At 47.0% G+C, this 24,500-nt stretch carries 22 protein-coding genes and 1 riboswitch; of the genes, 14 read left to right on the forward strand and 8 right to left on the reverse strand.

The features are described 5' to 3' along the window. Nucleotides 1–28: 28 nt before the first annotated feature. The 8 genes from ACUYLD_RS01780 to ACUYLD_RS01815 all read left to right on the forward strand — a co-directional run bounded on the left by ACUYLD_RS01780 (nt 29) and on the right by ACUYLD_RS01815 (nt 8,387). Nucleotides 29–787 (forward strand): histidine phosphatase family protein, encoded by a 759-nt coding sequence (locus tag ACUYLD_RS01780; RefSeq protein WP_446674302.1) that lies wholly within the window; start codon nt 29–31, stop codon nt 785–787. A gap of 122 nt (nt 788–909) precedes the next feature. Further along, a riboswitch (cobalamin riboswitch) is annotated at nt 910–1,103 on the forward strand. Between the two features lie 208 nt (nt 1,104–1,311). Continuing rightward, nucleotides 1,312–2,319: an ABC transporter substrate-binding protein gene (locus tag ACUYLD_RS01785; RefSeq protein WP_446674303.1), complete on the forward strand. Its 1,008-nt coding sequence runs from the start codon at nt 1,312–1,314 to the stop codon at nt 2,317–2,319. After that, entirely contained in the window at nt 2,316–3,362 is a 1,047-nt protein-coding gene (locus ACUYLD_RS01790) for a FecCD family ABC transporter permease (protein ID WP_069291418.1), read from the forward strand. The genes ACUYLD_RS01785 and ACUYLD_RS01790 overlap by 4 nt, the downstream gene beginning before the upstream one ends. Continuing rightward, nucleotides 3,359–4,192: an ABC transporter ATP-binding protein gene (locus ACUYLD_RS01795; protein WP_446674304.1), complete on the forward strand. Its 834-nt coding sequence runs from the start codon at nt 3,359–3,361 to the stop codon at nt 4,190–4,192. Before ACUYLD_RS01790 ends, ACUYLD_RS01795 begins: the two co-directional genes overlap by 4 nt. A 43-nt stretch (nt 4,193–4,235) precedes the next feature. Then, complete coding sequence (gene cobT / locus ACUYLD_RS01800) at nt 4,236–5,306, forward strand: nicotinate-nucleotide--dimethylbenzimidazole phosphoribosyltransferase (RefSeq protein WP_446674305.1); 1,071 nt, start codon at nt 4,236–4,238, stop codon at nt 5,304–5,306. Further along, the gene (gene cobU / locus ACUYLD_RS01805; RefSeq protein WP_446674306.1) at nt 5,303–5,863 is read left to right on the forward strand and encodes a bifunctional adenosylcobinamide kinase/adenosylcobinamide-phosphate guanylyltransferase; all 561 of its coding nucleotides are present in this window, start codon (nt 5,303–5,305) and stop codon (nt 5,861–5,863) included. Before cobT ends, cobU begins: the two co-directional genes overlap by 4 nt. Then, a complete protein-coding gene (cobS, locus tag ACUYLD_RS01810; RefSeq protein ID WP_250267809.1) occupies nt 5,860–6,729 on the forward strand; it encodes an adenosylcobinamide-GDP ribazoletransferase in 870 nt (289 codons plus the stop codon). The genes cobU and cobS overlap by 4 nt, the downstream gene beginning before the upstream one ends. Before the next feature lie 38 nt (nt 6,730–6,767). Then, nucleotides 6,768–8,387 carry a cobyric acid synthase gene (locus tag ACUYLD_RS01815; protein ID WP_250267811.1) on the forward strand — a complete coding sequence of 540 codons (1,620 nt, stop codon included), beginning with the start codon at nt 6,768–6,770 and terminating at the stop codon, nt 8,385–8,387. Between the two features lie 97 nt (nt 8,388–8,484). Here the strand turns inward: ACUYLD_RS01815 and ACUYLD_RS01820 are convergent, their stop codons facing one another. Then, nucleotides 8,485–10,185: a methyl-accepting chemotaxis protein gene (locus ACUYLD_RS01820; RefSeq protein WP_446674307.1), complete on the reverse strand. Its 1,701-nt coding sequence runs from the start codon at nt 10,183–10,185 to the stop codon at nt 8,485–8,487. A 497-nt stretch (nt 10,186–10,682) separates the two neighbouring features. Here ACUYLD_RS01820 and ACUYLD_RS01825 point away from each other — a divergent pair, with 497 nt between their 5' ends. The 3 genes from ACUYLD_RS01825 (at nt 10,683) to ACUYLD_RS01835 (ending at nt 14,482) form a co-directional block, all read left to right on the forward strand. Next, entirely contained in the window at nt 10,683–11,918 is a 1,236-nt protein-coding gene (locus ACUYLD_RS01825) for a PTS transporter subunit EIIC (protein WP_446674308.1), read from the forward strand. A gap of 219 nt (nt 11,919–12,137) precedes the next feature. Then, nucleotides 12,138–13,535, forward strand: coding sequence for an L-cystine transporter (locus ACUYLD_RS01830; RefSeq protein ID WP_061829066.1), 1,398 nt, complete (start codon nt 12,138–12,140; stop codon nt 13,533–13,535). 248 nt (nt 13,536–13,783) lie between these two features. Beyond that, a complete protein-coding gene (locus ACUYLD_RS01835) occupies nt 13,784–14,482 on the forward strand; it encodes a queuosine precursor transporter (protein ID WP_446674309.1) in 699 nt (232 codons plus the stop codon). A gap of 67 nt (nt 14,483–14,549) precedes the next feature. Here the strand turns inward: ACUYLD_RS01835 and ACUYLD_RS01840 are convergent, their stop codons facing one another. Together ACUYLD_RS01840 and ACUYLD_RS01845 are read right to left on the reverse strand one after the other, a co-directional pair. Next, nucleotides 14,550–15,638, reverse strand: coding sequence for a M24 family metallopeptidase (locus ACUYLD_RS01840; protein WP_446674310.1), 1,089 nt, complete (start codon nt 15,636–15,638; stop codon nt 14,550–14,552). A gap of 72 nt (nt 15,639–15,710) precedes the next feature. Further along, a complete protein-coding gene (locus ACUYLD_RS01845; protein ID WP_336077384.1) occupies nt 15,711–16,439 on the reverse strand; it encodes an MBL fold metallo-hydrolase in 729 nt (242 codons plus the stop codon). A 203-nt stretch (nt 16,440–16,642) separates the two neighbouring features. Here ACUYLD_RS01845 and ACUYLD_RS01850 point away from each other — a divergent pair, with 203 nt between their 5' ends. Further along, a complete protein-coding gene (locus tag ACUYLD_RS01850; protein WP_061829070.1) occupies nt 16,643–17,155 on the forward strand; it encodes a GNAT family N-acetyltransferase in 513 nt (170 codons plus the stop codon). 121 nt (nt 17,156–17,276) lie between these two features. Here the strand turns inward: ACUYLD_RS01850 and ACUYLD_RS01855 are convergent, their stop codons facing one another. The 3 genes from ACUYLD_RS01855 to ACUYLD_RS01865 all read right to left on the reverse strand — a co-directional run bounded on the left by ACUYLD_RS01855 (nt 17,277) and on the right by ACUYLD_RS01865 (nt 19,454). Next, entirely contained in the window at nt 17,277–17,711 is a 435-nt protein-coding gene (locus ACUYLD_RS01855) for a threonine/serine exporter family protein (protein ID WP_103047615.1), read from the reverse strand. A 20-nt stretch (nt 17,712–17,731) separates the two neighbouring features. Next, the gene (locus ACUYLD_RS01860; RefSeq protein ID WP_103047616.1) at nt 17,732–18,487 is read right to left on the reverse strand and encodes a threonine/serine exporter family protein; all 756 of its coding nucleotides are present in this window, start codon (nt 18,485–18,487) and stop codon (nt 17,732–17,734) included. Between the two features lie 112 nt (nt 18,488–18,599). Then, complete coding sequence (locus ACUYLD_RS01865; protein WP_069291429.1) at nt 18,600–19,454, reverse strand: hypothetical protein; 855 nt, start codon at nt 19,452–19,454, stop codon at nt 18,600–18,602. A gap of 359 nt (nt 19,455–19,813) precedes the next feature. On the opposite strand from ACUYLD_RS01865, the gene ACUYLD_RS01870 reads away from it, so the two are divergent. Both ACUYLD_RS01870 and ACUYLD_RS01875 read left to right on the forward strand, forming a co-directional pair. Beyond that, a complete protein-coding gene (locus tag ACUYLD_RS01870) occupies nt 19,814–20,545 on the forward strand; it encodes an HAD family hydrolase (protein WP_446674311.1) in 732 nt (243 codons plus the stop codon). Nucleotides 20,546–20,682: 137 nt separating this feature from the next. After that, nucleotides 20,683–21,363 (forward strand): hypothetical protein, encoded by a 681-nt coding sequence (locus ACUYLD_RS01875; protein WP_061829075.1) that lies wholly within the window; start codon nt 20,683–20,685, stop codon nt 21,361–21,363. Nucleotides 21,364–21,447: 84 nt separating this feature from the next. On the opposite strand, the gene ACUYLD_RS01880 is transcribed toward ACUYLD_RS01875, so the two are convergent. Then, a complete protein-coding gene (locus ACUYLD_RS01880) occupies nt 21,448–22,866 on the reverse strand; it encodes a malic enzyme-like NAD(P)-binding protein (protein ID WP_446674312.1) in 1,419 nt (472 codons plus the stop codon). Nucleotides 22,867–23,138: 272 nt separating this feature from the next. Beyond that, nucleotides 23,139–23,945: an adenosylmethionine decarboxylase gene (gene speD / locus ACUYLD_RS01885; protein WP_446674313.1), complete on the reverse strand. Its 807-nt coding sequence runs from the start codon at nt 23,943–23,945 to the stop codon at nt 23,139–23,141. Nucleotides 23,946–24,500 lie beyond the last annotated feature (555 nt).

Below are 24,500 nucleotides of genomic sequence, written 5' to 3' on the forward strand. Positions count from 1 at the left end.
ACTGAATAATGATCGAGCAGGAAGTGACATGATCTTGAAGCAAGATATAGCAGCAAAAAGGACGGTAGAATACGTACAAAGTCCGAACTCACAGGAGGATAAGGTGCCATATGATGCTAAAGAAGATCTGCATTGGGACATGGAACTCGTGTTAGTTCGTCACGGCACAACCTTATGGAATAAGGAACGTCGATATATGGGACACTCCGACTTAGGTTTGCTACCAGGAGCAGAACAGGAATTAAAGCCTTTGCAAGAAGAATTGCAGGGGCAGTCCTTTGCTCGAATCTATTGCAGCGATTTAAGGCGATGTCGCCAGACCTTGCAGATCATTGTGCCGGAGTCAGAATTGACGTCTGGAGGTTCCCTATCTACTATGTCTCCTATGATGGAACCACGTCTGCGAGAGCTTCATTTTGGCGAGTGGGATGGAAAAACGTATGACATGCTCAAGGATGTGTCGTTGTATCGCGCTTGGATTGATGAGCCGCAACGGATAACCCCTCCTGGAGGAGAGTCTTGGACAGATTTTGTGAATCGTTTGCGGAAATTTCTTGACTCTCTGTATGAATGGCGTGTTGCTATGGAAGTTCAACCCATGGATTTGACTGCTGCGCCGCCCTCTGTTTTGGTCGTTACGCATGGTGGCGTAATTCGTCAGTTAGCTTGCATGCTGATACCGGGCCATGATTTTTGGAGTCTGAATCCGAAGCCGGGAGAAGCATTTAGGATTCAATTGAGGCTGGCAGGACCGCACAATTACATAGCGGAAATGCTCCCTCATTAGGTTAGACACCAGCGGGTAAAGAGGCTGTTTGGGTTGTAAGCCGCCTCATTTTAACCTATAATCATCAAGTAAAAGAACGGCTTGACTACCACTACATCAAATATCCAGCAGACGAGGTCGGCGCAGTGTGATGAAACTATGGTTTCCCTTGCCTGCGCTGTTAAAAGGGAAGTCGGTGTAAGTCCGGCGCGGTCCCGCCACTGTAAATGGAAACATGCCGGTTAGTCCTGCTTTATGTGCTACTAAGCATATGAAGGAATTTCAGGACATGCATCTTACCATAAGTCAGGATACCTGCCCGTCCGCCTGTCACCATAATCCTTCGAGGAAAGGATGACGTGTTCGCAGTGACTGTCCGTGCGGAAAGAAGCTGCCGCCTGCGCACAATCTGCGCTAACGTGACCCCTGTGTCCTAATATGAGGATGCGGGGTTTTTTTGATAGGAAAAGAAGGCTGGATTTAGAAGATATCTGATGATGCTCAAGTAACGCTCTTAACGATTTTTTTATGAAGGGGTGCAAATCATGGCAGGAAAAAAAATAAAGGTTTGGACAACAGGTCTATTGGTTCCGATTTTGGCAGTTGTGCTGAGTGCATGTGGCTCTAATGGAAAAAATGCTGAAAATAAAGAGAATCAGACTTCTGCACAGCAGCCAGGAAAGACCGTAACCGCACAAGAGCCTCCGGGCAAAACAGTTTACCCACTCACAGTTAAGGATGCAACAGGACAGGAATTTACATTCAAAAAAGCGCCGGATAAAATCGTTTCCGTCTCCCCGGCAGAAACCGAGGCGCTGTTCGCCATCGGGCTGGATAAGGAAATAGTTGGCGTCTCCGACTACTCTGATTACCCGGCAGCAGCTACGAAAAAGCCTAAAGTGGGCGGTATTATGAAACCGAACGAAGAGGCGATCATTGCTGCTAACCCGGAAGTCGTTTTTGCAGGGATATCACTTAGTGAACAGGCTACGACCAAGCTGCGCGACATGGGAATTATGATTTTTAAAACGGAACCGAAGACAGTTGAAGATGTCATAGCTAACATCGAATTGTATGGAAAAATCACCGATCATCAGAAAGATGCGAGAGCGGTGACTGACAAGATGAGGGCAGATGTAGCGGAAGTGAAAGAAGGAGTTAAAAATATCGGTAAAGGGCAGAAGCTGCGGGTATACGTCGAGTTTTCACCAGGCTGGACAGTTGGTAAAGGCGAGTTTATGGACGAGCTGATTACGTTGGCGGGCGGCGAAAATGTAGGTGCCACGCAGAAGGGGTGGTACCAAATTAGTGAAGAAAATATTATTGCTGCGAACCCTGACGTGATTTTGTACAGCAAAAGTGTCAAGGACGACAAAACTGGCCAGACGCTCGGCGAAATCATTAAAGCTCGCAGTGGATGGGATCAAATATCGGCTGTTCGCCATAACCGGGTGTTTGCCGTGGATGATAATTTGATCAGTCGTCCGGGTCCACGCGTAACGGAAGGTCTCAAGGAAGTGGCCAAGGGCGTGTATCCTGAAATTTTCAAATGAACCGTAAACTGATCGGCTTTGGAGGGACAGGTCTTGTCCTGCTGTTGCTGACGCTGCTGCTCTGTCTTGGCATCGGCTCGGCCAAGCTTCCGGTCAGCCAGATCACGGGCATTCTGGTTAACCACCTTCCGTGGTTAGGCGATACGTTTACACCGGATTGGAATACATCCTCAGAGCAGATTATTTTGAAGGTCAGATTGCCACGAGTGTTACTGGGAATGTTGGTAGGAGCAGCGCTGGCGCTGGCGGGAGCCGGATTTCAGGGTGTGCTGCGTAATCCTTTGGCTGATCCGTATACACTGGGGGTATCCTCGGGGGCTTCGGTAGGAGCGGCAGTACTGATCTATTGGGGCCTTCAATTTTCATTTGTTGGCATATGGACGCTGCCGCTAGTGGCATTTACGACCGGAATGCTGACGCTGTGGATGGTGCTAACGTTGGCACGGGAAGGTGGAAAAATTCCGACACAAAGTCTCATTTTGTCGGGTGTGGTGATGCAATCCTTTCTAGGAGCAGTTGTTTCCTTTCTGACAGCCATGTCGAAGGAGACGGTCAATGAAATATTGTACTGGACGATGGGAAGTCTTAGTCTGCGCGGTTGGTCATATACAGGAATCCTTTTACCTTATGTGGTCATAGGACTGGTATTTCTATGGAACCGGGCACGTGTGCTGAATATTTTGGCTTTGGGTGAACGTCAGGCGGCTCACATGGGAGTTCATGTAGATGCGACGAAGCTATCTGTCCTGATCATTTCCACGCTGCTGACAGCTGCCGCTGTCTCGGTATGTGGAGTGATTGGCTTTGTGGGACTTGTTGTACCGCATATCATTCGTCTGGTGACAGGTCCTGATTACCGGATGATTGTTCCATTATCTGCGCTCGGTGGAGCCATTTTTATGGCTTGGGCGGATACGGCGGCTCGCACGTTGTTATCCCCCACGGAAATTCCTCTGGGCGTGATGACGGCCTTTGTTGGGGCACCGTTCTTCGCATATCTCCTGTATCGGAACAAGAAGCTGCGCAGGGGGGAACTGCTGTGACAGAACAAAGTGAATCACAGAAAGTGCGTGATCGGGCATTAGAGGTAGCGGGTCTGACACGTGCCTATGGAGAATTCCATGCGTTAAAGAATATAAGCTGGAGCGTCGACGAAGGAACTTGGTGGGGGATTATTGGTCCGAACGGCAGTGGAAAATCGACCTTGCTGCATCTGCTTTCGGGTGTAGATCAGCCAACTTCGGGAAACGTTCATATCTATGGCAAAAAGGTCGGTAGCTACAGCAGAAAAGAGCTTTCCCGACTCATAGCCGTACTCCAACAGGAAGGGCTTCCTCCAGTGGGATACACCGTCAGGGAAGTCGTAGAAATGGGACGTTTTCCTCATCAGGACTGGTTAGGCAGGGAAAAGGGTGTTGATGTGGAGGCGATCACGGATCGCGTGCTGGAGCGATTGGGTCTTGCCACGTTGGCGGACAGAGCATTGGACCGCTTGAGTGGGGGACAGCGACAGCGTGTAGCTTTGGCAAAAGTAATGGTGCAGGAGCCACGAATATTGCTGCTGGACGAGCCTACGACCTATCTGGACTTGCGCTATCAGCTTGAATTTATGGAACTGCTGGCAGATTGGCGCCAAGAAACGGGTGTGACGATCATTGCAGTCTTGCATGATCTTAACTTGACAGCCCAATTTTGCGAAGATTTGCTTGTACTCAAGGATGGAATGGTTGAAGGATTGGGAGCTTCATCGAAGTTATTAACCGAGGATCGGATTCGACGAGTATACGGTGTTGAGCCTGTGATGCTTCCGCATCCTGATAGCGGTGTGCCGCAGCTCTTGCTGCGCAGAAGTGCTTCGGATCCAGCGGATTAAATAAACGATGAAACACACTTAAAAAGAGCAGGGAGTGGAAGATATGAACAACAAGCTGCGTCAGCTGATCGATAGCATTGTCCAGCCGGATGGGGTGGCGGCCTCGGCAGCTTCAGCCCATTTGGACCAATTAACAAAGCCACCGGGAAGTCTTGGAAAGTTGGAAAGTGTGGCCATCAAGCTAGCAGGAATTACAGGAGTGGACAAGCCTGAATTTGATCGTAAAACGGTTATGGTCATGGCTGCGGATCACGGGGTGTGTGAAGAGGGAGTCAGTGCCTTTCCGGCTGAGGTTACACAGCAAATGCTGTATAACATGCTGTCAGGTGGCGCGGCAATTAATGTGCTGGCACGCCATGCGGGCGCAGATGTCAAGGTGGTAGATGTTGGCGTGAATGCGGATGTCGCTCACGCGAATCTGGTGGACCGTAAGGTACGCCTGGGTACTTCGAATATAGCTAAAGGGCCTGCAATGCTGCGTACGGAAGCGGAACAGGCGGTTTTGGCCGGAGCTGAAGCCGTAGCAGAAGCGGTCAAAGGTGGCACACGGCTATTCGTTACCGGGGAGCTGGGCATCGGGAATACGACAGCCAGCGCTGCGGTCGTATGTGCTCTTACCGGGCTAGAGCCGGAAGTTATCGTAGGCCGGGGGACGGGTGTAGATATGGCTGGACTTACCCGTAAAATATCGGTTGTCTGCCGCGCATTGGACGTGAACCAGCCAGATGCAAATGATGCGCTCGACGTGCTCACTAAGGTCGGCGGTCTGGAGATTGCCGCCTTGGCAGGAGTCATCCTCGGCGCAGCCGCACATCGCTGTCCAGTCGTGTTGGACGGCTTTATTTCAGGCGCAGCTGCCCTCGCAGCGCGTGCACTTGCGCCTGCAAGCGCTGCGTACATGCTCGCTTCGCACGCCTCGGACGAGCGCGGGCACGAGGCGGTGCTCCGCCAGCTCAAGCTGGAGCCCATGCTTTATTTGGACATGCGGCTCGGGGAGGGCACAGGCGGTGCGCTTAGCTTGCACCTGATTGATGCGGCGTGCCGCATCATGCGCGAAATGGCGACCTTTGCCGATGCAGGCGTATCGGACGGTCAGGGAGCCGCGCAGCGATGAAAGCGCTCGTGACCGGCGGGGCACGCAGCGGCAAAAGCGACTTTGCCGAGCGATTATGCATGTCGCGCGCTTCGCGCGCCTGCTACATTGCAACGGCGCAAGCCTATGACATGGAGATGAAGGAGCGCATCGCCCTTCATCGGGTCCAGCGCGAGTCTGCTGGGTACGACTGGCAGACGCTGGAGGAAGCGCAGGCGCTGCCGGAGCTGCTGCAGCGGCTTGGTGGCGATCAAGCGTCGCAGCCCGCGCCTATGGTGCTGGTCGACTGCCTGACCCTGTGGCTGTCGAACGTACTGCTGGCCGCAGGCGAGGACGGCGAAGCTGCGTCCAGAGCTGCCATTAATGAACTGGCGGCAGCTGTGGAGCAGTATCCAGGGCAGCTCGTCATCGTAACCAACGAGGTTGGTGACGGTATTGTGCCCGAATATCCGCTGGGTCGGCTGTATCGGGATTTGAGTGGGTTTATGAATCAGCGGATTGCCCGTCTTTGTGATGAAGTATTTTTGGTGACGGGTGGCATTCCCGTAGAACTCAAACAGTTGGAATATAAGCTATGAGCCGCGAACGTCAGGCTGTTGCTGCGGCTTTTCAATTTTTAACGCGTCTTCCGGTGAAGGCGGAAATAGATTTTTCCCCGGATTTGCTTAAACGCAGTGCAAGTTATTATCCGCTGGTGGGAGTGGTTATTGGCATCATTGTCTGGGGCTTTGCGGCGCTTACTTCTATGGTATTGCCACCGTTGCCGTGTGCGATTCTTACGCTTGTTATCTGGGTTTGGTTGACGGGCGGATTGCATTTGGACGGGTGGATGGATGCGGCTGATGCCTTATTCAGCTACCGATCCCGTGAGCGGATGCTGGAGATTATGAAGGATAGCCGTGTAGGAGCAATGGGCGTTATTGCTTGTGTGCTGCTACTTATGCTCAAGGCTTCTTTGCTGTATACGGTGCTGGTTGAACGGAATGTGTCTGGCTTGCTGCTGCTTCCGATGGTTTGGAGCCGCTGGTTTATGGTACATGCAATGAAACGCTGGCCTAAAGCCCGTAATGATGATGGGCTGGCTGCGCGTTTTGCTGATATGAGTGGTGGCCGCGTAGGGTTGGCCGTATTCTGGGCAGTATTAGTGACCCTAAGTGCTGCCGTAGGACAATATCTTCTGGCAGATTTGGCTACAGCAACAAGGGGGACTGGGAATCTGTCGTTGGCAGGATCCTACTTACAGACGTTCCTTTCATATTCTGAGAGCCTTCCAATCTCGCTAGGTTTTGTGTTGCTTCCGGTCTTGGCTTACGGTGTTGGAACCTTCACGGCAAACCGTATTAACCGCCGCTTGGGTGGACTTACAGGAGATATATACGGAACTTTAAACGAATTGCTGGAGGCTGTTTTATTGTTGTTTATTGTCATTTTGTACGGGTTGTGACCAGATTTGAAATGAATTCGTTAAAGGGGAAGAGGCAATTGTCAACTTTCGAACCGTCCTGCACGAACCCGGCAGCCGTATTAATGCTTCAAGGAACAGCGTCGGATGTTGGCAAAAGCGTGGTGACGACTGCGCTTTGCCGTATTTTTACGCAGGACGGATATCGTCCCGCACCGTTTAAGTCGCAAAATATGGCGTTAAACTCTTATGTTACCGAGGACGGCAAGGAAATAGGACGCGCTCAGGGGGTGCAGGCTGAGGCCTGCGGTATTGAGGCCACAACTGACATGAATCCGATTCTGATTAAGCCGGTCAAAGATATGCACTCACAAATTGTTGTACACGGTGTACCTTATGCCTATATGAGCGCCTCCGATTACCGGAAGGATTTTTTGCCAAAAGCCAAACAGACCGTTATGGATGCTCTGAATCGGTTGCGTGATACCTATGATATTGTCCTTATGGAAGGGGCAGGCAGCCCGGCAGAGATTAATTTGAAGGACCGCGATATCGTAAATATGAATCTGGCAGGTTGGGCGGATGCTCCAGTGTTGCTTATTTCAGATATCGACCGGGGCGGAGTTTTTGCCTCTCTCGTAGGAACTATCGAATTACTGGAACCCCATGAAGTACAGCGTATCCGCGGATTTATCATTAACAAATTCAGAGGCGATCTGTCTCTGCTTCAACCAGGATTAGACTGGCTGGAAGAACGGACAGGCATTCCTGTACTCGGTGTATTGCCCTATCTGCCAGACATTCGCATTGAAGCAGAGGATTCGGTAGTACTGGATAAGAAGCCCAAACAATCTGCAAAGGATAAAGAACTGGATATTGCGGTGATACGATATCCGCGGATTTCCAATTTTACCGACACGGATGCTCTGGCCGCAGAGCCGGATGTGAGCGTTCGTTATGTCACTGAAGCTGGACAGTTGGGCGTACCAGACGCCATTATCTTACCGGGGACCAAAGACACTATTGGAGACCTGCTGGAATTGCGTGAGAGAGGTCTGGAGAAAGACATTCGGCAGGCTATGAATACCGGACGCACACAGCTAGTTGGCATTTGTGGAGGTTATCAGATGCTGGGTACCGCACTATTTGATCCCGAAGCCGTCGAATCTGGGTTGCCGCAGCAGGCAGAAGGGTTAGGTTGGCTTGCTCTATCCACGACCTTTTTAAAGGAAAAGCAAACCGTACGCGTACAGGGAACCCTGTCTAATCATTGCCCGCTTTTGCTTAGCACTGTGCCTGATTCGGGTTCTGCCTCCAAGCCAAGCATTGAAGGTTATGAAATACATATGGGCGTTACGGAGTATGTTACGGAACCATACGCACCTACAGATATAACTTTTAAGCTAAGCGAAATGAAAAGGTTATTCCGTATCCGGCGTGGCGAAGAAGCAGCTTTTGAGGAAGGCTGGGGTACGACAGACGGTAAAGTATGGGGAACCTATTTGCACGGTGTGTTTGATAATGACCGTTTTCGCCGTTGCTGGCTGGATGGATTGCGACAAGCCAAGGGCTTGGCACCTTTAGAGAGCACTTTTACTGTACGTGAAGCCAAGGAACGAGAGTTTGACCGTGTCGCAGAGGTGGTCCGGGCTCATTTAGATATGGAGCAAATTTATCGTATTATGGGAATGGATTCATAAACTTCATGGATGATTATTAAAATCGCTTTTAAAAAATAAAGAGGTATCTCTACAGCCATTTTCAAGACTGTGAGATACCTCTTTGTATTGTATCGGCTTACGTAATTTTAAATTTTTGGACAGCCTTTTGCAGTTCGGTTGCTTGTTTGCTTAATTGGCGAACAACATCGCTGTGGCTTTCCATTTCATTCAGTTGCTCATCGGCATTTAAACCGATTTCTTGAATCATATGCTGTGCATTGGCTGCGATGAGAGCTGTCTCTTCCACGGAAGCAGATACTTCCTCCGAGCTGGCGGATACCTGCTCCGTTGCTGCAGATACCGTTTGAATCGTAGCATTGATCTTTTGCATAAGCTCACTTAGCTGGTTAAAGGCTGAGCTCGCTTGTTGAACCATTTCCGTTCCCGAATGAATTTCACGGCTCACTTGGGTCACAGAGTCCACAGATTGTTGCGATACTTCTTGAATGGTAACCAAATAGTCGGAAATTTCTTGTGTGGCTTCTTTAGATTGCTCGGCAAGCTTGCGTACTTCTCCAGCTACTACGGCAAAGCCCCGTCCATGTTCGCCCGCACGGGCGGCTTCAATGGAGGCATTCAGGGACAACATTTGAATTTGCTTCGTAATATCGAAGATAGCCGAAACGATACTGCCAATGGCTTCTGAGCGCTCATTCATACTATGGATGTATCGAAGCGATTCATCGGCAGCATGTCCTACCTGTGACATTTGAGCTACAGCCTTTTGAGCGAGCGTATTACCGTTAACTGTTTCTTTTGTCGCTTCACTGATTTGATCGGATACATCATTGGCAGAGGAGGCAATGTGCTGAACACCTTGAGCGATTTCCTCCATAGCCTGTGCATTTTCAGCAGCAGCAGTAGCTATGCTGGTACTGCCCTTTGCTACTTCCTCTGCGGCAACTGTAGAATCCTGCACTTTTACACTCATAGCCTCAGTCCGACGAAGTAGCTCGTCCGATCCTGCAACAACCGCACCGGATGTAGAAAGCACATGGCCGATCATTTCTTTCAAGTTATGAGACATGGATTGGAAGCTGCGGGCAAGTTGGGCAATTTCATTAACTCCATGAACCTTGGCTTCTTGTGAAAGATCACCTTGAGCAATTTTTTGGCTATGACGAACCAATTCAGCAATGGGTTCTACAACTTTACGTATCACGAGGGTAGAAATAATGCCGCCCAGCAGGAGCGTTGCCACTGTAATACCTATGCAAATCCATAGAATTTGTTGGGATTTTTCTTGTACAAATCCGACGTCTTCGTTCACACCCAGAACTAGATTACTACCTGATATAGCAAAGAAGGCGGTTTTGTGTACTCCATATGAATCGCTGTAAATTTCACTGATATTCATCTCGCCTTGTTTTGCTTTTTTAATATCCTCAACAGGAATGAGTGCATCCTTAACCTTGTATACTGATTTTACATTTCGTGCGACGACTTCGGCTTTATCATCCTTCACTACCGCGATATATGCCGATTCTAATTTGAGGGTATCGACCTTGTCCTGAAGATAGGATTCCATCTGTATAGCGGAGCCGGAATCAGAACCGCTTCCTTGCCCAGCCTGAACAGCTAAGGAAATATTGAGATCCTGATACACATTTTTAGCTCCAATTTCTAGCAATTGGTCTACCTGAGGCATGACACTGTTATTAATGATACTCATGGATATTGCATAGAAACTGATGCTGAACAAAAGGGACGCAAAGAGCTGAATCAGCAAAAACATAATTCGTAATTTCGCGCCAATGGAACGATTAAAACTCTTCATGAAAAATCTCCTCTCACATGATGGTAATAAAATCAGACGAATTCCCTGCTTGAAGTAGGCCGCTTGTCCAATAGATACTTGACACGCCATGATCTACTTGTGTTCCTTTCCTTGCTTGAAGAAAAGACTGAAAATGTTCGGATTCTATGTATATTTCAGCTGAATTCAAGGGACAAGAATGTGAAAGGGAAGTAATCCATGATTTACTAAAAAGTAGGTTAGACCTATTTTACATAATTAACAGACGGTTGAATAGTCATATTTGCCCAAAAACAAACAAAAAATATATAACTATGGTCTTAGGTGTTTAGATGTAAGTTAGGTGTGAATTATCAGGTGCATAAAAACGAATAGATTACTCCTTCTTTAAAACTATTGTAAAAAAGAAGTAATATAAGTAGCATAAGGAATACGGCTTTTTTACAATATTCTTCTAAGCTTGGTTTGTAAGTTCGAAAGTGGTCTTCAATATACATATAAAAGGGGAAAAGGTTGTTATGAATCGGGATTTACTTTCCAAAGAAGTGATTTCGCAGGTCAGAGGAGAAGATACACAGGAGCTGACTTCCGGCAGTTATAGAGCTGCCACAGGGAGAAATCCGATAAGTCGACTATTAGATTATGTATCAGGCGTATTTACTCCGATCTTGCCGGCAATGATTGGTGCGGGAATGGTTAAGGTAATTATATTAGTTTTAATATCCTTCGGTTTATTGTTGTTTGATCCGCAGGTATATACTATTTTAACGGCTATCAGCGATGGGATATTTTATTTTTTACCTATTTTCGTTGCGGCAAGTGCGGCAAGAAGGCTGCGCAGCAATGTGTTTGTTGCAGCAGCCATCGCAGCATCCGTATTCCATCCCCAATTAACAAGTTTACTCCAGTCTGGTGAGGAGGTACGTTTTGCCGGTCTGCCAGTTATAGACCCACAAGCTGCTTCATCTATAGTACTCATACTTGTTGTTGTCTGGATAGCATCGTATATCGAAAAATGGTTAGACAGGTATATCCCTTATTCACTTAAATTAATGGTTGTCCCGACTTTGACACTGATGATCACTATACCTTTAATGGTGTTCGCTTTCGGGCCACTGTGGAGTTATCTCGGCCAACATGTATCCGATGGACTAGGCTGGTTGTTTGACAATGCAGAAGTATTTACAGGGTTGTTGCTCGGAGGCATGATGTCTTTGCTTATTATTGCAGGTATGCAATATATAATGCTACCGATTATGATCAGCTCGCTGACAACATTGGGTTATGATCACCTTTTTCCCGTGGTCGTTGCAGCGGCTTTCGCTCAGGCTGGCGCAACATTTGGCGTATGTGTTAAATCCAAAAATGCCAAAGTCAAAACGCTGGCTGCGTCCACAGGTTTGTTGGCCATGCTAGGAATCATTGAACCGGCCATGTATGGTGTCAATATCCGTTTCAAAAAACCGTTAATAGCAGTTATGATCGGTGGAGCCGTTGGTGGGGCTTGTATGTGTCTGTTTGAAACGGAGCTTACTAGTATTGGTGTCTCTGCTGGGCTGCTCAGCTTACCTTTATTTTCTGAACCCACGCTTGTGTACGGTATTGTGGGTATGCTGATTTCGTTTGTTACAGCTGGCGTAATTACGTATTTTGTGGGCTTTGTGGATGAAAAAGACGAGCATTCGCAAGGAGTATCTACATCTGGCATGAATGCTTCTCCGAACTCGGTTGTGGAAAAGAGCCCCGGCAGCTAAGTTGAATGCATGTCGTTCTGTTCAGGACAAAAAAACAGCAAGCCCTCGAAAGATGAAGGCTTGCTGTTTGGCGTTTTCGATAAAATCCAAATTTGAAGCTGCTTAACTATTTTATTGTTAGAAAACCTACAAAAATAGTTGGTTTTGTGATATAGTATTCTTCGGATTGAAGGATCACCTTATAAAACATATTAAGTATAAGTTTGGAGGAAATAATACATGGATACCTTCTTTATTATTTTAAATGTAATCGTGCTGCTTTTGCTGCTAGGCGTATTGGTCTGGATGCAGAAAAAGCACATCTCCTTTACAAAAAGGGTATTTGCCGGACTTGGCTTCGGACTGATCTACGGGGCTATTCTACAATATGCTTATGGTGCAGGCTCAGAGGTCATTACAAAATCGGTTGATTGGTTCAACCTCGCAGGTAACGGTTATGTCCGTTTGCTGCAAATGGTCGTTATTCCGCTTATCATGGTGTCGATTATTTCGGCTATTATGAATTTGAAGGGAAGACAGAACCTTGGCAAAATCAGCGTGTCCATTATTGCAGTACTACTGATTACAACGGCAATTGCTGCTTCAGTTAGTATTGTAACCAGCCTGTCGTTTGACCTAAAGGCAATTGAGATTCAAGGTGGGGAAAAGGAACAAGCACAGGGCTTGAAGATGGAAGAGCGCCTTGGAACAGTTCAGGACATGACCATTCCACAGCAGGTGCTGGAATTTATTCCTTCAAATCCTTTTGAGGATATGACGGGAGCACGTCGTACGTCGACGCTGGCGGTGGTTATTTTCTCGGCCTTTATCGGGGTGGCTGTGCTCGGATTGGATCGTAAAAAACCGGAACAGGCGCAAACCTTCCGTAAAGTGATTGATGCAGTGTACGCTGTAGTGATGCGAATTGTAACGCTGGTGCTGAGATTGACTCCTTACGGTATTTTAGCACTGATCACTAAAGTAGTAGCTACGACCAATCCAGATGAAATTTTGAAGCTAATCAAGTTTGTGCTCGCTTCTTATGTGGCTCTGTTGGTCATGTTTATCATTCATCTTATTTTGCTGGCCTTGTTCGGCTACAATCCGGTGACGTATGTGAAAAAGGTATTGCCTACACTGGTTTTTGCTTTTACTTCTCGTTCCAGTGCGGCGACCATTCCATTAAATGTTGAAACACAAACGAAAAAGCTTGGTGTATCCGACGGCATCGCGAATCTGTCTGCGACCTTGGGAGCGACTATTGGGCAAAACGGCTGTGCTGGTATTTATCCGGCAATGCTGGCGGTTATGATTGCTCCAACCGTGGGTATTGATCCAACGAGCTGGGATTTTATCCTCACGCTGATTCTGGTCGTTACGGTCAGCTCGTTCGGCGTGGCGGGTGTAGGCGGTGGTGCCACTTTCGCTTCCCTGATCGTGCTTTCTACCATGAATCTTCCAGTGGCATTGGCAGGATTGCTCATCTCAGTCGAACCGTTGATTGATATGGGACGCACAGCGTTAAATGTCAATGATTCTATTACTGCAGGTCTCATTTCAGGCAAGGTGCTCAAGGAGAACGATCAAGACGTATTCAATAATCATGGTATGGATTTGGATGCAACGGCACACTCTTAAGTAATGATAAATGAAGGGTGTACGATCAGTCTCATATCACATCTGTAGCCTATATAACACACGTACTGTATGTACGCTGTACAAAGAGCCGGCCATAAGGTCGGCTCTTTGTATTGAGTTTAGGGCAGTGTAAATTATGGCTGTTCACAAATCCTAATCTATGATACATTAAAATAATGTTTTTCCGGCTTGCTTCGGATGAACCGCGGTTCGCAACCATCCCGCGCTATCAAAACTAGGAGGATTTCATGTTTAATCTGTTATGGGGGGCAGCTTTTGTCCTCGTCAATTTTATGTTCTTTTTGTTATGTTTTCGGTTGTTCGGTAAAAAAGGGCTGTACGCCTGGATTGGTGTTGCTACTGTACTGGCCAACATTCAGGTAACCAAAACGATTGATCTGGTCGGCATTACCACGACATTGGGAAATACGATGTATGTTTCTATGTATATGGCCAGCGACTTACTGAATGAAAAATATGGGCCTAAAGAAGCGCGTAAAGCTGTATGGTTCGGCTTTTTCACTCTGATTATGACGACGGTAACGATGCAAATGGTGCTGCAGTTTCAGCCTACTGCAACGGATTTTGCCCAGACACCGATGCAACAGCTGTTTGGATTGTTGCCAAGACTTGCGCTTGCCAGCTTGACAGCCTATGCGGTCAGTCAATTGCTGGACGTGCGTCTGTACGCCTGGATTCGCAAGTTCTTCCCGGAACGTCATCAGCTCTGGATTCGCGGCAATGGCAGCACGATGATCAGCTCGTTTATAGATACGCTCATTTTCTGTACTATTGCCTTTTACGGTTATGCGTGGGGGATATGGCTCGAGATATTATTCACCACCTACATCTTAAAATTTGTACTGACCGCGGCGGGTACACCCATTTTGTACATCGCACGCAATTTCCGCTTTATAGAAGAGGAGGAGCAAACCCTCAAGCCATGATGGCTTGGGGTTGCCCCTCCTTTTTTTCATCCTTTTTTACATACCAATATAATGAATAGCGATGGGTTTATCCGAGCACTGTCAGTTCTTTTGGAAAAGAGGTAAGCACTTCAACACCATTAGAGGTGACCAAAACGTCATCTTCAATCCGCACACCGCCGAGGCCTGGCACATAGATGCCGGGTTCGATGGTGAACACGAAGCCTTCATGAAGCAGATCGCTATTGCCTCCGTGTACAGATGGATATTCGTGAACACTCATACCAAGGCCGTGTCCAACTCGATGGTTAAAGGCAGGGCCGTATCCAGCGGCTTCAACAACAGCCCGTGCTGCCTGATCTACGGATGCGCAGGAAACTCCCGGGTGAATGGCGGCAATTCCCGCTTTGTTCGAGCGAAGAACCGTATTATAAATCGTTTCCAGCTCAGCCGACAGCTTTCCAAAAGCAAAAGTACGCGTAATATCCGAAGCATAACCATCGGAATATACGCCCATATCAAACATGAGCAGATCGCCAGGCTGTAGCTTGCGGGTGCCCGGAACACCATGAGGCAAGGCTGTTTTGGGTCCAGACAGCACTGTTGTGTCAAAGGACGGGCCATCTGCGCCGATTTTTTTCATCTGATATTCGATTTCGGCCACCAGCTCGACTTCCGTCACTCCTTCGCGCACATGGGTGAGGCCGTGGCGAAGAGCATCTTCCACCAAACGAGCTGCATGTTTCAGACGTTGTACTTCCTCAGGAGTTTTTCTCACACGCATTTCTTGAAGCACAGGACCCAGATCCACATATTGAGCCGCGCCAATAGCAGTATGTAACTGTTCATAACGGAGGACGGAGACGTGCTCCTTTTCCAGCGCGAATGTTTTCACTCCGGTGCCTGTACGTTGACGCAACAGATCATATGGATTGTCCGTATCGGTGTGGGTGGATATACGAGTCACAGAAGAAGCAGCTTGGGCGGCTTCTGCATCCAGAGCGGGTACGATCAGTTCTGGTTCTTGGTCTCGAAGCAGCACGAGACCAAGAAAACGCTCATGCGGATCACTAGCAAAGCCCGTCAGGTAGTAAATATGTTTGGGATCGGTCACAAGCAGGCCATCCCAAGATTGTGATTTCAATTCATCATATAATCTTGTGATTTTATCATTCATAGAGTCTCATTCCTTTCTGTCCATGTATTCATTATAGCTCTTATTACATCTTTATTTATAGCTTTGAATGGCTTATTCTCTTGCCTGACTTAATGTTTGCAGACGTGCTTGTACGTTCTGATCATAGTAGCCGCCATGGTAGCAGATTACCTTTTCAACATCCAATACCGTCAGCTTTTCGAGGCTCTTCAGAGCCAATGGCATATCCGGCGTAGCCGACTCAGCAGGACCGACCAGTTCACCTTCGACTACCAGCAGTTCATCTGCTGCCAACAGTAGCTTTTGTGCGGGCACATACAAGCTGATATGCCCGGGTGTATGGCCAGGTGTATGTATAATCTGTATGCCCCCACCATAAGGCAGATGCTCACCGTCCTCAAGAATATGAGCAAAGCGCAAATCTGGCAGGCGGCGAATCATATCCTCTGCTTGCTGCTTGAGCACAGTATCCATTTGTTTAATCCGTTCCGACGTCAGCTTCACAAACGGTCGCTCTCCTGTCATGTAAGGAACGTCATCCTTATGGGCTAACAGGGCAGTATTCGGCAGCAGATCCAGCAGTGCATGAACATTTCCGATATGGTCAATATCCTGATGTGTTAAAATAATTCTTTTCACGCGGCTGATATCCTCACCCACATCTGAGATAGCCTTGCGTAATGGCTCAAATTGGCCGAGCATTCCCGTGTCAATCAGTGTAAGTCCATCCTCGTCCTTGAGCAGTACAGGATAAATAGTCGTTTTTCCAAAAAAAGATTCCATAGGTATTTCCAAAATCAAGAGTTGAGTTCCAATATTCATATTAAGCTGCTTCAGAATCCTTGACTCCGAAACATACCTCCCGTCTCATCGTGTTAAATCGCTTTCCCCGTTTTTATTTTTCCTTATCTTCAAGCTCTATTATAAAACCCTTTGGGACTAATCCGCAAAACAACTCGATATGGCTGATCGGGCGCTTGTCTTGTACAATAAATAAATCACACCATAGGAGGCGGATACGAATAATGAATCAGGACCAATCTTTTTCCATTGAATTTGCGTGCAGAGAGGATCTTCCCGATATTGTGGATATTTATAATTCTACGATTGCAGGACGAATGGTCACCGCAGATCTGGAACCGGTGACAGTGGAGAGCCGCATTCCATGGTTTGAGGCTCATCAGGAGAACCACCGCCCTTTGTGGGTTTTAAAGCAAAAGGGGACCATTGCCGGTTGGGCCAGCCTTCAGTCCTTTTATGGGCGTCCAGCTTATAACGGTACAGCAGAAATTAGTATTTACGTCCATGAGGATTCTCGTGGAACCGGAACAGGAAGTCGACTGGTACAGCATTTGCTAAATGAATGTCCGAGACTGGGGATTACAACGTTGTTGGGATTTGTTTTTGGTCATAATGAGCCAAGTATTGGGCTGCTGCGGAAGTTTGGTTTTGAGCAATGGGGGTACTATCCGCGTGTAGCTGTGCTGGACAGCATAGAGCGAGATTTGGCGATATTGGGCAAGCGAGTGGATGAATAATAGCTTATGACAGTTAAATATTTTTTGTAATGTGTACAGAAAAAGGCTGTTTCCAAAATCGTCTCATACACTGCGGATGATTTTGGGAGCAGCCTCTTTTATTTTGCTATTTTCATCGCTTTTAACGCTGAGGTCTAAAACGTATGTTGTGAAAAATTTGATTAAGCACCTCAGACAGCACCAAACCGACAGCAATAGCTCCTGCGATCATCAGCGTGCTCATGGCCAGCTCTAGTGCCTGAGGATAATGTTGTTGTACGAACTGGCGCATGGCATTATAGGCCATTCCCCCTGGAACGAGCGGAATCATGCCTGCTACGCTGAAAATAATCACAGGCATTTTGTATAGCCGCGCAAAGCCTTGACTGACGATGCCGATAAGGATTGTTGCTAAAAGGCTGGCGCTCACAGGTCCCATGCTGTCCGTGGTTGAATAATAGACCAGCCAACCTAGCATACCAACAAAACCACATTGCAGCAGCGAGCGCCGGGGGGCGTGGAAAAGTATGCCGAAACCAGCGGTGGCAATAAAGCTTGTGAATAATTGTGCAAGCATAGACTTGAATCTCCTCCGAATCACATATAAGAAATGATAACCGCAACGCCAGCTCCAATGCCGAAAGATGTCAGGCAAGCATCAGCTCCCTTGGAAAGACCCGAAACAAGGTGCCCGGACATTAAATCACGAATGGCATTTGTAATTAACAAGCCTGGAACCAGTGGCATGACGGAGCCAATTATAATTTTATCCATCATCTGTCCCCAGCCTACTATCGTTAACAGAGCCGCCAGCAAGCCGATTAGAAAAGATGCAGAAAACTCTGAGAAAAACTTGACCTTAACGAGCCTGTGAAAATACTGTACGGCTGCAAATCCGATACCGCCGCATAACACAGCTGCGGGGAAGTCTCGCCAGACACCACCAAACATGATCATAAAGCAACCGCTGGCCAACGAAGCAGCCATCAGCTGTACACGGTTGGAATAGCGGAGGGGGCCACGCTCAATCTCCGCAAGCTCCTTGACGGCAGCGCGGGGAGACAAATCACCTGTGCTGATTTTACGTGAAATGGAATTGACCTCTGTCACCTTGTGCAAATCGGTGGTCCGCTCTACGATGCGGATGAGCTTGGCAGGCTCCGAATCATTAATGGCAAAAAAAATCCCAGTTGGTGTTACATAGCTATGGGACTGGGATATGCCATAGGCTGAAGCAATGCGGGACATCGTATCTTCAACACGATAGGTTTCGGCTCCATTTTGCATCATCAGTTTGCCCGCCAACAGACAAACTTCAATGATTTCAGGAGTAGGATAGGAATGATTATTCATACTCGCTCTCTTTCATTCGTACCGGGCCGTTCGACCCTATTATTTTCATTTATTGTAGCACAAAAAGCCGCCTTTTCAGAGGCGGTTATGTTAGGGGGAATCGAAGTTTTCGTCAAGATTCTATCATATCGGGAATAACGGTATAGTAGGACTCTTCCAGATATGTTGCGGCCTCAGATAGGCCCATCAACTTAAGCTGTCCAGCTACAAAAGCACGAAGGGCAGAATGGGTGAACAGATGCCGTGTCTGGGCATCCCGAATAAAGGCCAGTCTGGCTTCACGCGAACCGTTATAGAACAATTCACGTACAGCTTCGCCTTGTTGTTCCCAAAGGAAAGGCTCCGTTACGGTCAAGAGGGTACTTTCCATAGAAGAGCTATGTTTCGCGGAAGAAGATACCTGAATGCCCAAGCCATTCAGCGTAGGAGCTGCTTCATTGTGCTTCCGTTCTGCTCGCAAGCTGTCGATATAGGCAGCCATATCCTGAATCGGTTCGATACCAAATCGTTCCCGAAAGCATTCGCGTACAAACGCGGTGCGTTCATCTACAAGCTGAGGCAGTCGCTGACCTGCATGTCCAGAATAGTCGTCTCCGCTGGCGTAGTATCGTTTTAATGAACTGTTCTCTGTATAAACAACGTTTAAAAAATCCTGCAAATGACGGGCAACCACCCATACACCCGTCCAATCGACGGGAGATACGCATACGATAGGGGCCTGTGAAAGGTCCTTTTCAAGACCAAAATCCGTTAAAAAGCCATAATGTATTCCGTCCACTCCTGCGTGGGCAAAAGGAATAACATCTGGTGGTGTAGCCATATATCGTGGCGCGCGGCCCTGCTCCATAATCAATCCCAAATCAAAACTCAGAGAATGCCGGTTCGCTTCGAGCTCCTTTTCAAATTCTATAAGTGCCTCAATCAAAGGTGTAGCTGATCCATAGGCTAGGTTAGAACCGGAATCCATCGTGTATGCCTCCCTTATCCAATACATCCATTAAAGCGTTCATCCCTAAAAGGTACGTGATTTTACACGAAATGTAAACCTGTATGACGAATATTTTCAAAAATGTGACCTTTTACCCGTGTGTTGTCAAATAAAACGCTTTCGAGCAAAGCAGGACAAGATACCTATGTTAGCTCGGTAGAGAAGTAAAGTGGGTTTGCGAAAATGCGGTCTTTTCAGTGTATGTTAGCAACCGTGAAGTGTGATTGCAGGATGCGCGGTGTGAAGGACAAGGTGCAACGTAACAGGCCAACGGGTATAATATCAGGACAAGGTGAAAAGGAGCGTCATCCGAAGATTTAACAGAAAGAAGTGGGCATATGAACTTGCAAAAGAAGGCTGTATTTTTTGATGTAGATGATACGATGTACGATCATTTGCACCCTACACGCGATGCATTGCGTACAGTATTAGGATTGAATGAGCGTTTTCCTTATGAGAAAGCCTACCATCGTATTCGCTATTACAGCGACGCACTATCGGCTAAAGGAGGACTATTGGAGGGGAAGGCAGGGCCGGATGAACTGGATGAGATGAGGGAAGGCCGTTTCATTCTGGCTTTACAAGAATTCGGGGTAGAAATCACCCGTGAGCAGGCAGTACATGTTCAGCAAGAATACTTGGATCGTCAGTACCGAATTGAGCCTTTTGAGGGGGCTACCTCGTTAATAAATGATTTGAGCTCAGCTGGCTTTTTAGTTGGATTAATTACAAACGGTCTTGAAGAACACCAGATGAGCAAGATCAAGGCGATGGCGTTGGAAAATCATGTTGCGGCAGAGCATATCTTTGTATCTGGGACCGTTGGCTATGCCAAGCCTGATCCGCGCATCTTCGAAGTAGTGAATGAGCGGACAGGAACGTTAGCAGAGCATTGCTGCTACATTGGGGATTCCTGGCGTAATGACGTGGCGGGAGCTATAGCTGCAAATTGGCAGGTGATCTGGTTCAATCACAGGAATGCTCCCCCGGAAACTGATGTGCTGGGGGACTATAAAACAGCAGCAAGCTATGCAGAGTTAAGAAGGTTGCTGCTGCCGGACGCTCGTTAGACACGGTACATACCGTATTTTTTAAAAGAATCAACCTATTTTGAAGCCATTCCAAAAGATAACCCGTAATACTATTTATCTGTTATAGAACTAACTTCATTGGTAAAGGTTTAGAACAGAGAAGGAGGGGATCGCGCATGGTAGAACAATGGAGGCAGGCAGAAGACATCATAAGTCAAGTGACCGTATACAGTACGGAGGATAATGATCCGGTTACCATTAAAACAGCCACTCAAGACGTCCGCTGTATTGGCATCGGGACTGATGCGGCCGTATTTACGATCGATACGTTGCCAGGCTACGCGTTCAAGGTGTACTCAGACATGGCGATCGAGAAAAAAGATGCGGAGGCCGACGTATATGAGCGTTTGCGAGGGTCTGACTTTTTTCCTCATTATTACGGAAAAGGCGACAAGTATATTGTCATAAGTTATGAATCCGGTATTACGCTGCTGGATTGTTTGCTGCAAGGAATTCCTGTGCCAGAGCAGGTCATTCTGGATGTGGAAAAGGCGAGGGAATTTGTCCGGTCCAAGGGGCTGAATCCCCGTGATATTCACCTCAAGAATGTACTTATGCAAGACGGGCGTGCCAAGGTATTGGACGTGTCGGAATACGTGAAGGAAGGCGATGACAAGCGCTGGGAGCATTTGGTGTGGGCATATCATACGTTTTATTCCGGTATCTCGGAGGTTAAGGTTCCCTCATGGATTTTGGATACGATTAAAAAATGGTACTACAAGCTGGATAACTCCAACTTTAATTTGGAGGAGTTTGCTCAGCGTGCCAGCCAATTGTTCTCTAAATGGAGGTCATAACCGCTGTAAAGATAACGGATATGCAGCTTGATCTTTCGATAGCAAAAAGGATTGCACCCGCATTAGGGGAGCAATCCTTTTCTTTTATCTGAAATCCCGAGGCACTCTTCTGGCTGTACCGCTCGCAATGGCGGCTTGAATCACCTTTTCACGAACCCGTTGAACCGCACTCTCGTTAAATACACCTGGGATAATATACAACTTGTTTAGTTCTTCAGGACGGATCGTGCCTGCGATGGCCTCTGCGGCCGCCAGCTTCATCTCTTCGTTGATTTCACGGGCACGGCAGTCGAGCGCTGCTCGAAAGATGCCAGGGAAACAAAGTACATTGTTAATTTGGTTGGGATAGTCCGAACGTCCGGTGGCGATGACACCTGCAATGTCCTCGACGTCCTCTGGCGCAATTTCAGGAACCGGGTTAGCCATAGTGAACAGCACCGGGGCTTCTTTCATACGTTTCACGTCTTCTCGTTGCAGTATTCCACCTGCCGACAGACCGATAAACACGTCAGCGTCCTTCAGAACCTCAGACAGCGTGCCCGACAGCCGATCAGGGTTGGTATGCTGTGCATACCAGTTCCACATCGGATGCTCGTATGTTTCATCAGCTGTAAGAGCCCCATGGCGGTCTACGCCAATGATGTTGACAGCCCCTGCAGATAGCAAAATTTTGGTGCAAGCCACACCCGCAGCCCCGATACCACAGACGACAATTTTGACGTCAGACAGGGCTTTGCCGACAACTTTGAGCGCATTGATCAGCCCTGCGTATAAAACGACAGCTGTGCCGTGCTGATCGTCATGAAAAACAGGTATGTCCAGCTCTTTACGTAACCGCTGTTCAATCTCAAAGCATCGTGGCGATGAAATATCCTCCAGATTAATACCGCCAAAAGCTGGGGCCATTTGCTTAATGGCCTTAATGATCTCTTCGGTGTCCTGCGTATCCAGACAGATTGGAAAGGCATCGACGGAGCCGAGCTGCTTGAACAGCATGGCTTTGCCTTCCATAACCGGCATGGCTGCATAGGGACCGATGTTACCTAACCCGAGGACAGCGCTTCCGTCAGAGACGACAGCGACCGTGTTGCGCTTGATCGTCAAACGGAAAGCTTTGTCGGGTTCCTCGTGAATCGCCATGCATACGCGTGCCACATCGGGGGTATATACTCGGGATAAGTCATCGCGGTTTTGAATTGGGACTTTGGGCTGCATTTCAATTTTGCCCCCGAGGTGTAATAGGAAGGTACGATCAGAGATGGATAATACCTTAACACCTTGTGTTTTTTTAATTCGGGCAATCATACGGTCGATTTCTGCTGGATCGGCAATGGTAACTGTAATATCCCTCACAGTGACCTTCTCAGAGGTGCTAATGACGTCAATGGCAATCACATCTCCGCCATGTTCGTTTACCAGCGTAATCAATTGACCAAATTGGACGTGCCCGGTGGAAATTTCCAATCGTAAAATGATGTTTTTACCGCCAATACCGCCTTGCATACAAATTCCTCCTTTGTTTTCCATAACAAAATCATACGTAGGATCAATTGATTGCGCTTACAATAAGAAACGGATGTAAAATCCATGCTGTTATTTTAAATTAGTGGTTTCTTCCCCTATCATAGTGAACAATCTCTCGCTTGTACAGATTAAGTTGAGTAATATCTATTATTTTGTATTTAAAAAAGGACGAAAGCCCGGCTATATTCCAGTCCAAGCGATCCTCCTTTTTTCAATGAAATGATCTATTTTATTTTTACGCATTCGATCTGTTATGTCATATTTTTACCGTAGTAAATTTCGTCCATTTCGATTTTGAGACGTGTTGATATATTTTGTTGCTCTTTTTCACTCAGGCTTTCCTTGGTGTAGCCGAACAGGTAATTGTCCAGATCGAATTGTTTTAGCTTACATTTGGTATGGAAAATATTTTCCTGATACACATTCACGTCGATCATGTCATACTGACTGCGCACTTCGTCCGGAATATAGTTTTGAATGGAGGCGATATCATGGTCGATGAAAAGCTTATGTCCATTCGTATCACGTGTGAAGCCGCGCACCCGATAATCAATCGTCATAATGTCGGTGTCGAAAGAATGAGTCAAATAGTGGAGTGCCTTGAGCGGGGAGATTTCCCCACAGGTAGAGACATCAATATCTGCTCGAAACGTACTGATCCCCTCGTCTGGATGATATTCCGGGTAGGTGTGAACCGTAATGTGGCTTTTATCCAGCTGTATCACGACAGATTCAGGTAGGGGGCCGGGTGACTCGGCATAAGATTCAGTCGGTACCTCCACAATGGGTCCTTCTGATATAAGTACGGTCACGCTGGCTCCTTGAGGTACATAATCCTGCTGGGCTACGTTGAGCACGTGGGCGCCGATAATGTCAGATACATTTTTTAAAATAGCTGTCAGTCGATCTGAGTTGTATTGTTCATCAATATATTCAATATACGCCTTGCGTTCTTCTTTGGTTTTGGTGTAACAAATATCGTACATGTTGAAGCTCAATGATTTGGTCAGGTTGTTAAATCCGTGCAGGGTAATCCGCTGTTCCGGTGTTATGGTCATAGGCTATTTCCCCTTATAGTCGCAGTATTCATACATAATATTCCCAACACGCCTTTTCATATACCGATTCATAAAATCAGTTCTGTAACTGTTAGATTAAAGGCTTGAACAAGTATGTCTTACCCGTTTGGCATAATTAAAAACAGGTAGGGGAGTGGCTTTGTTTTTACATGTATGGAAATTTTAATGTATATATACTTTATTTCTTACTCAGTAATTTTTAAGTAACAGGACTTATAATATGAACTATGTATACGAAGAAGGAACTGAATGGACAGAGGAGTCGTAGTAAGACATAAGAACCGGGTTAGTTATTGCATTAATTCATTAATTTAATGTGTTTCACCTTCACAATGCCGAAAGCTTAACCGAATATGATTATAGACCCAAAAAAATAGTGATTTTGTATATTGCGAAAATCGAGAAAAGCAACTTCAGCTAATAATATGCGTATAATGAAATAAACGTAAGAAGCTGAGAATTATGAAGTTAAAATGAATTTTGATAGCAAAATTCATTTTATAAACCGATCGCATATTACTATAAGGATTTTAC

The organism is Paenibacillus sp. SER-28 (genome assembly GCF_052906305.1).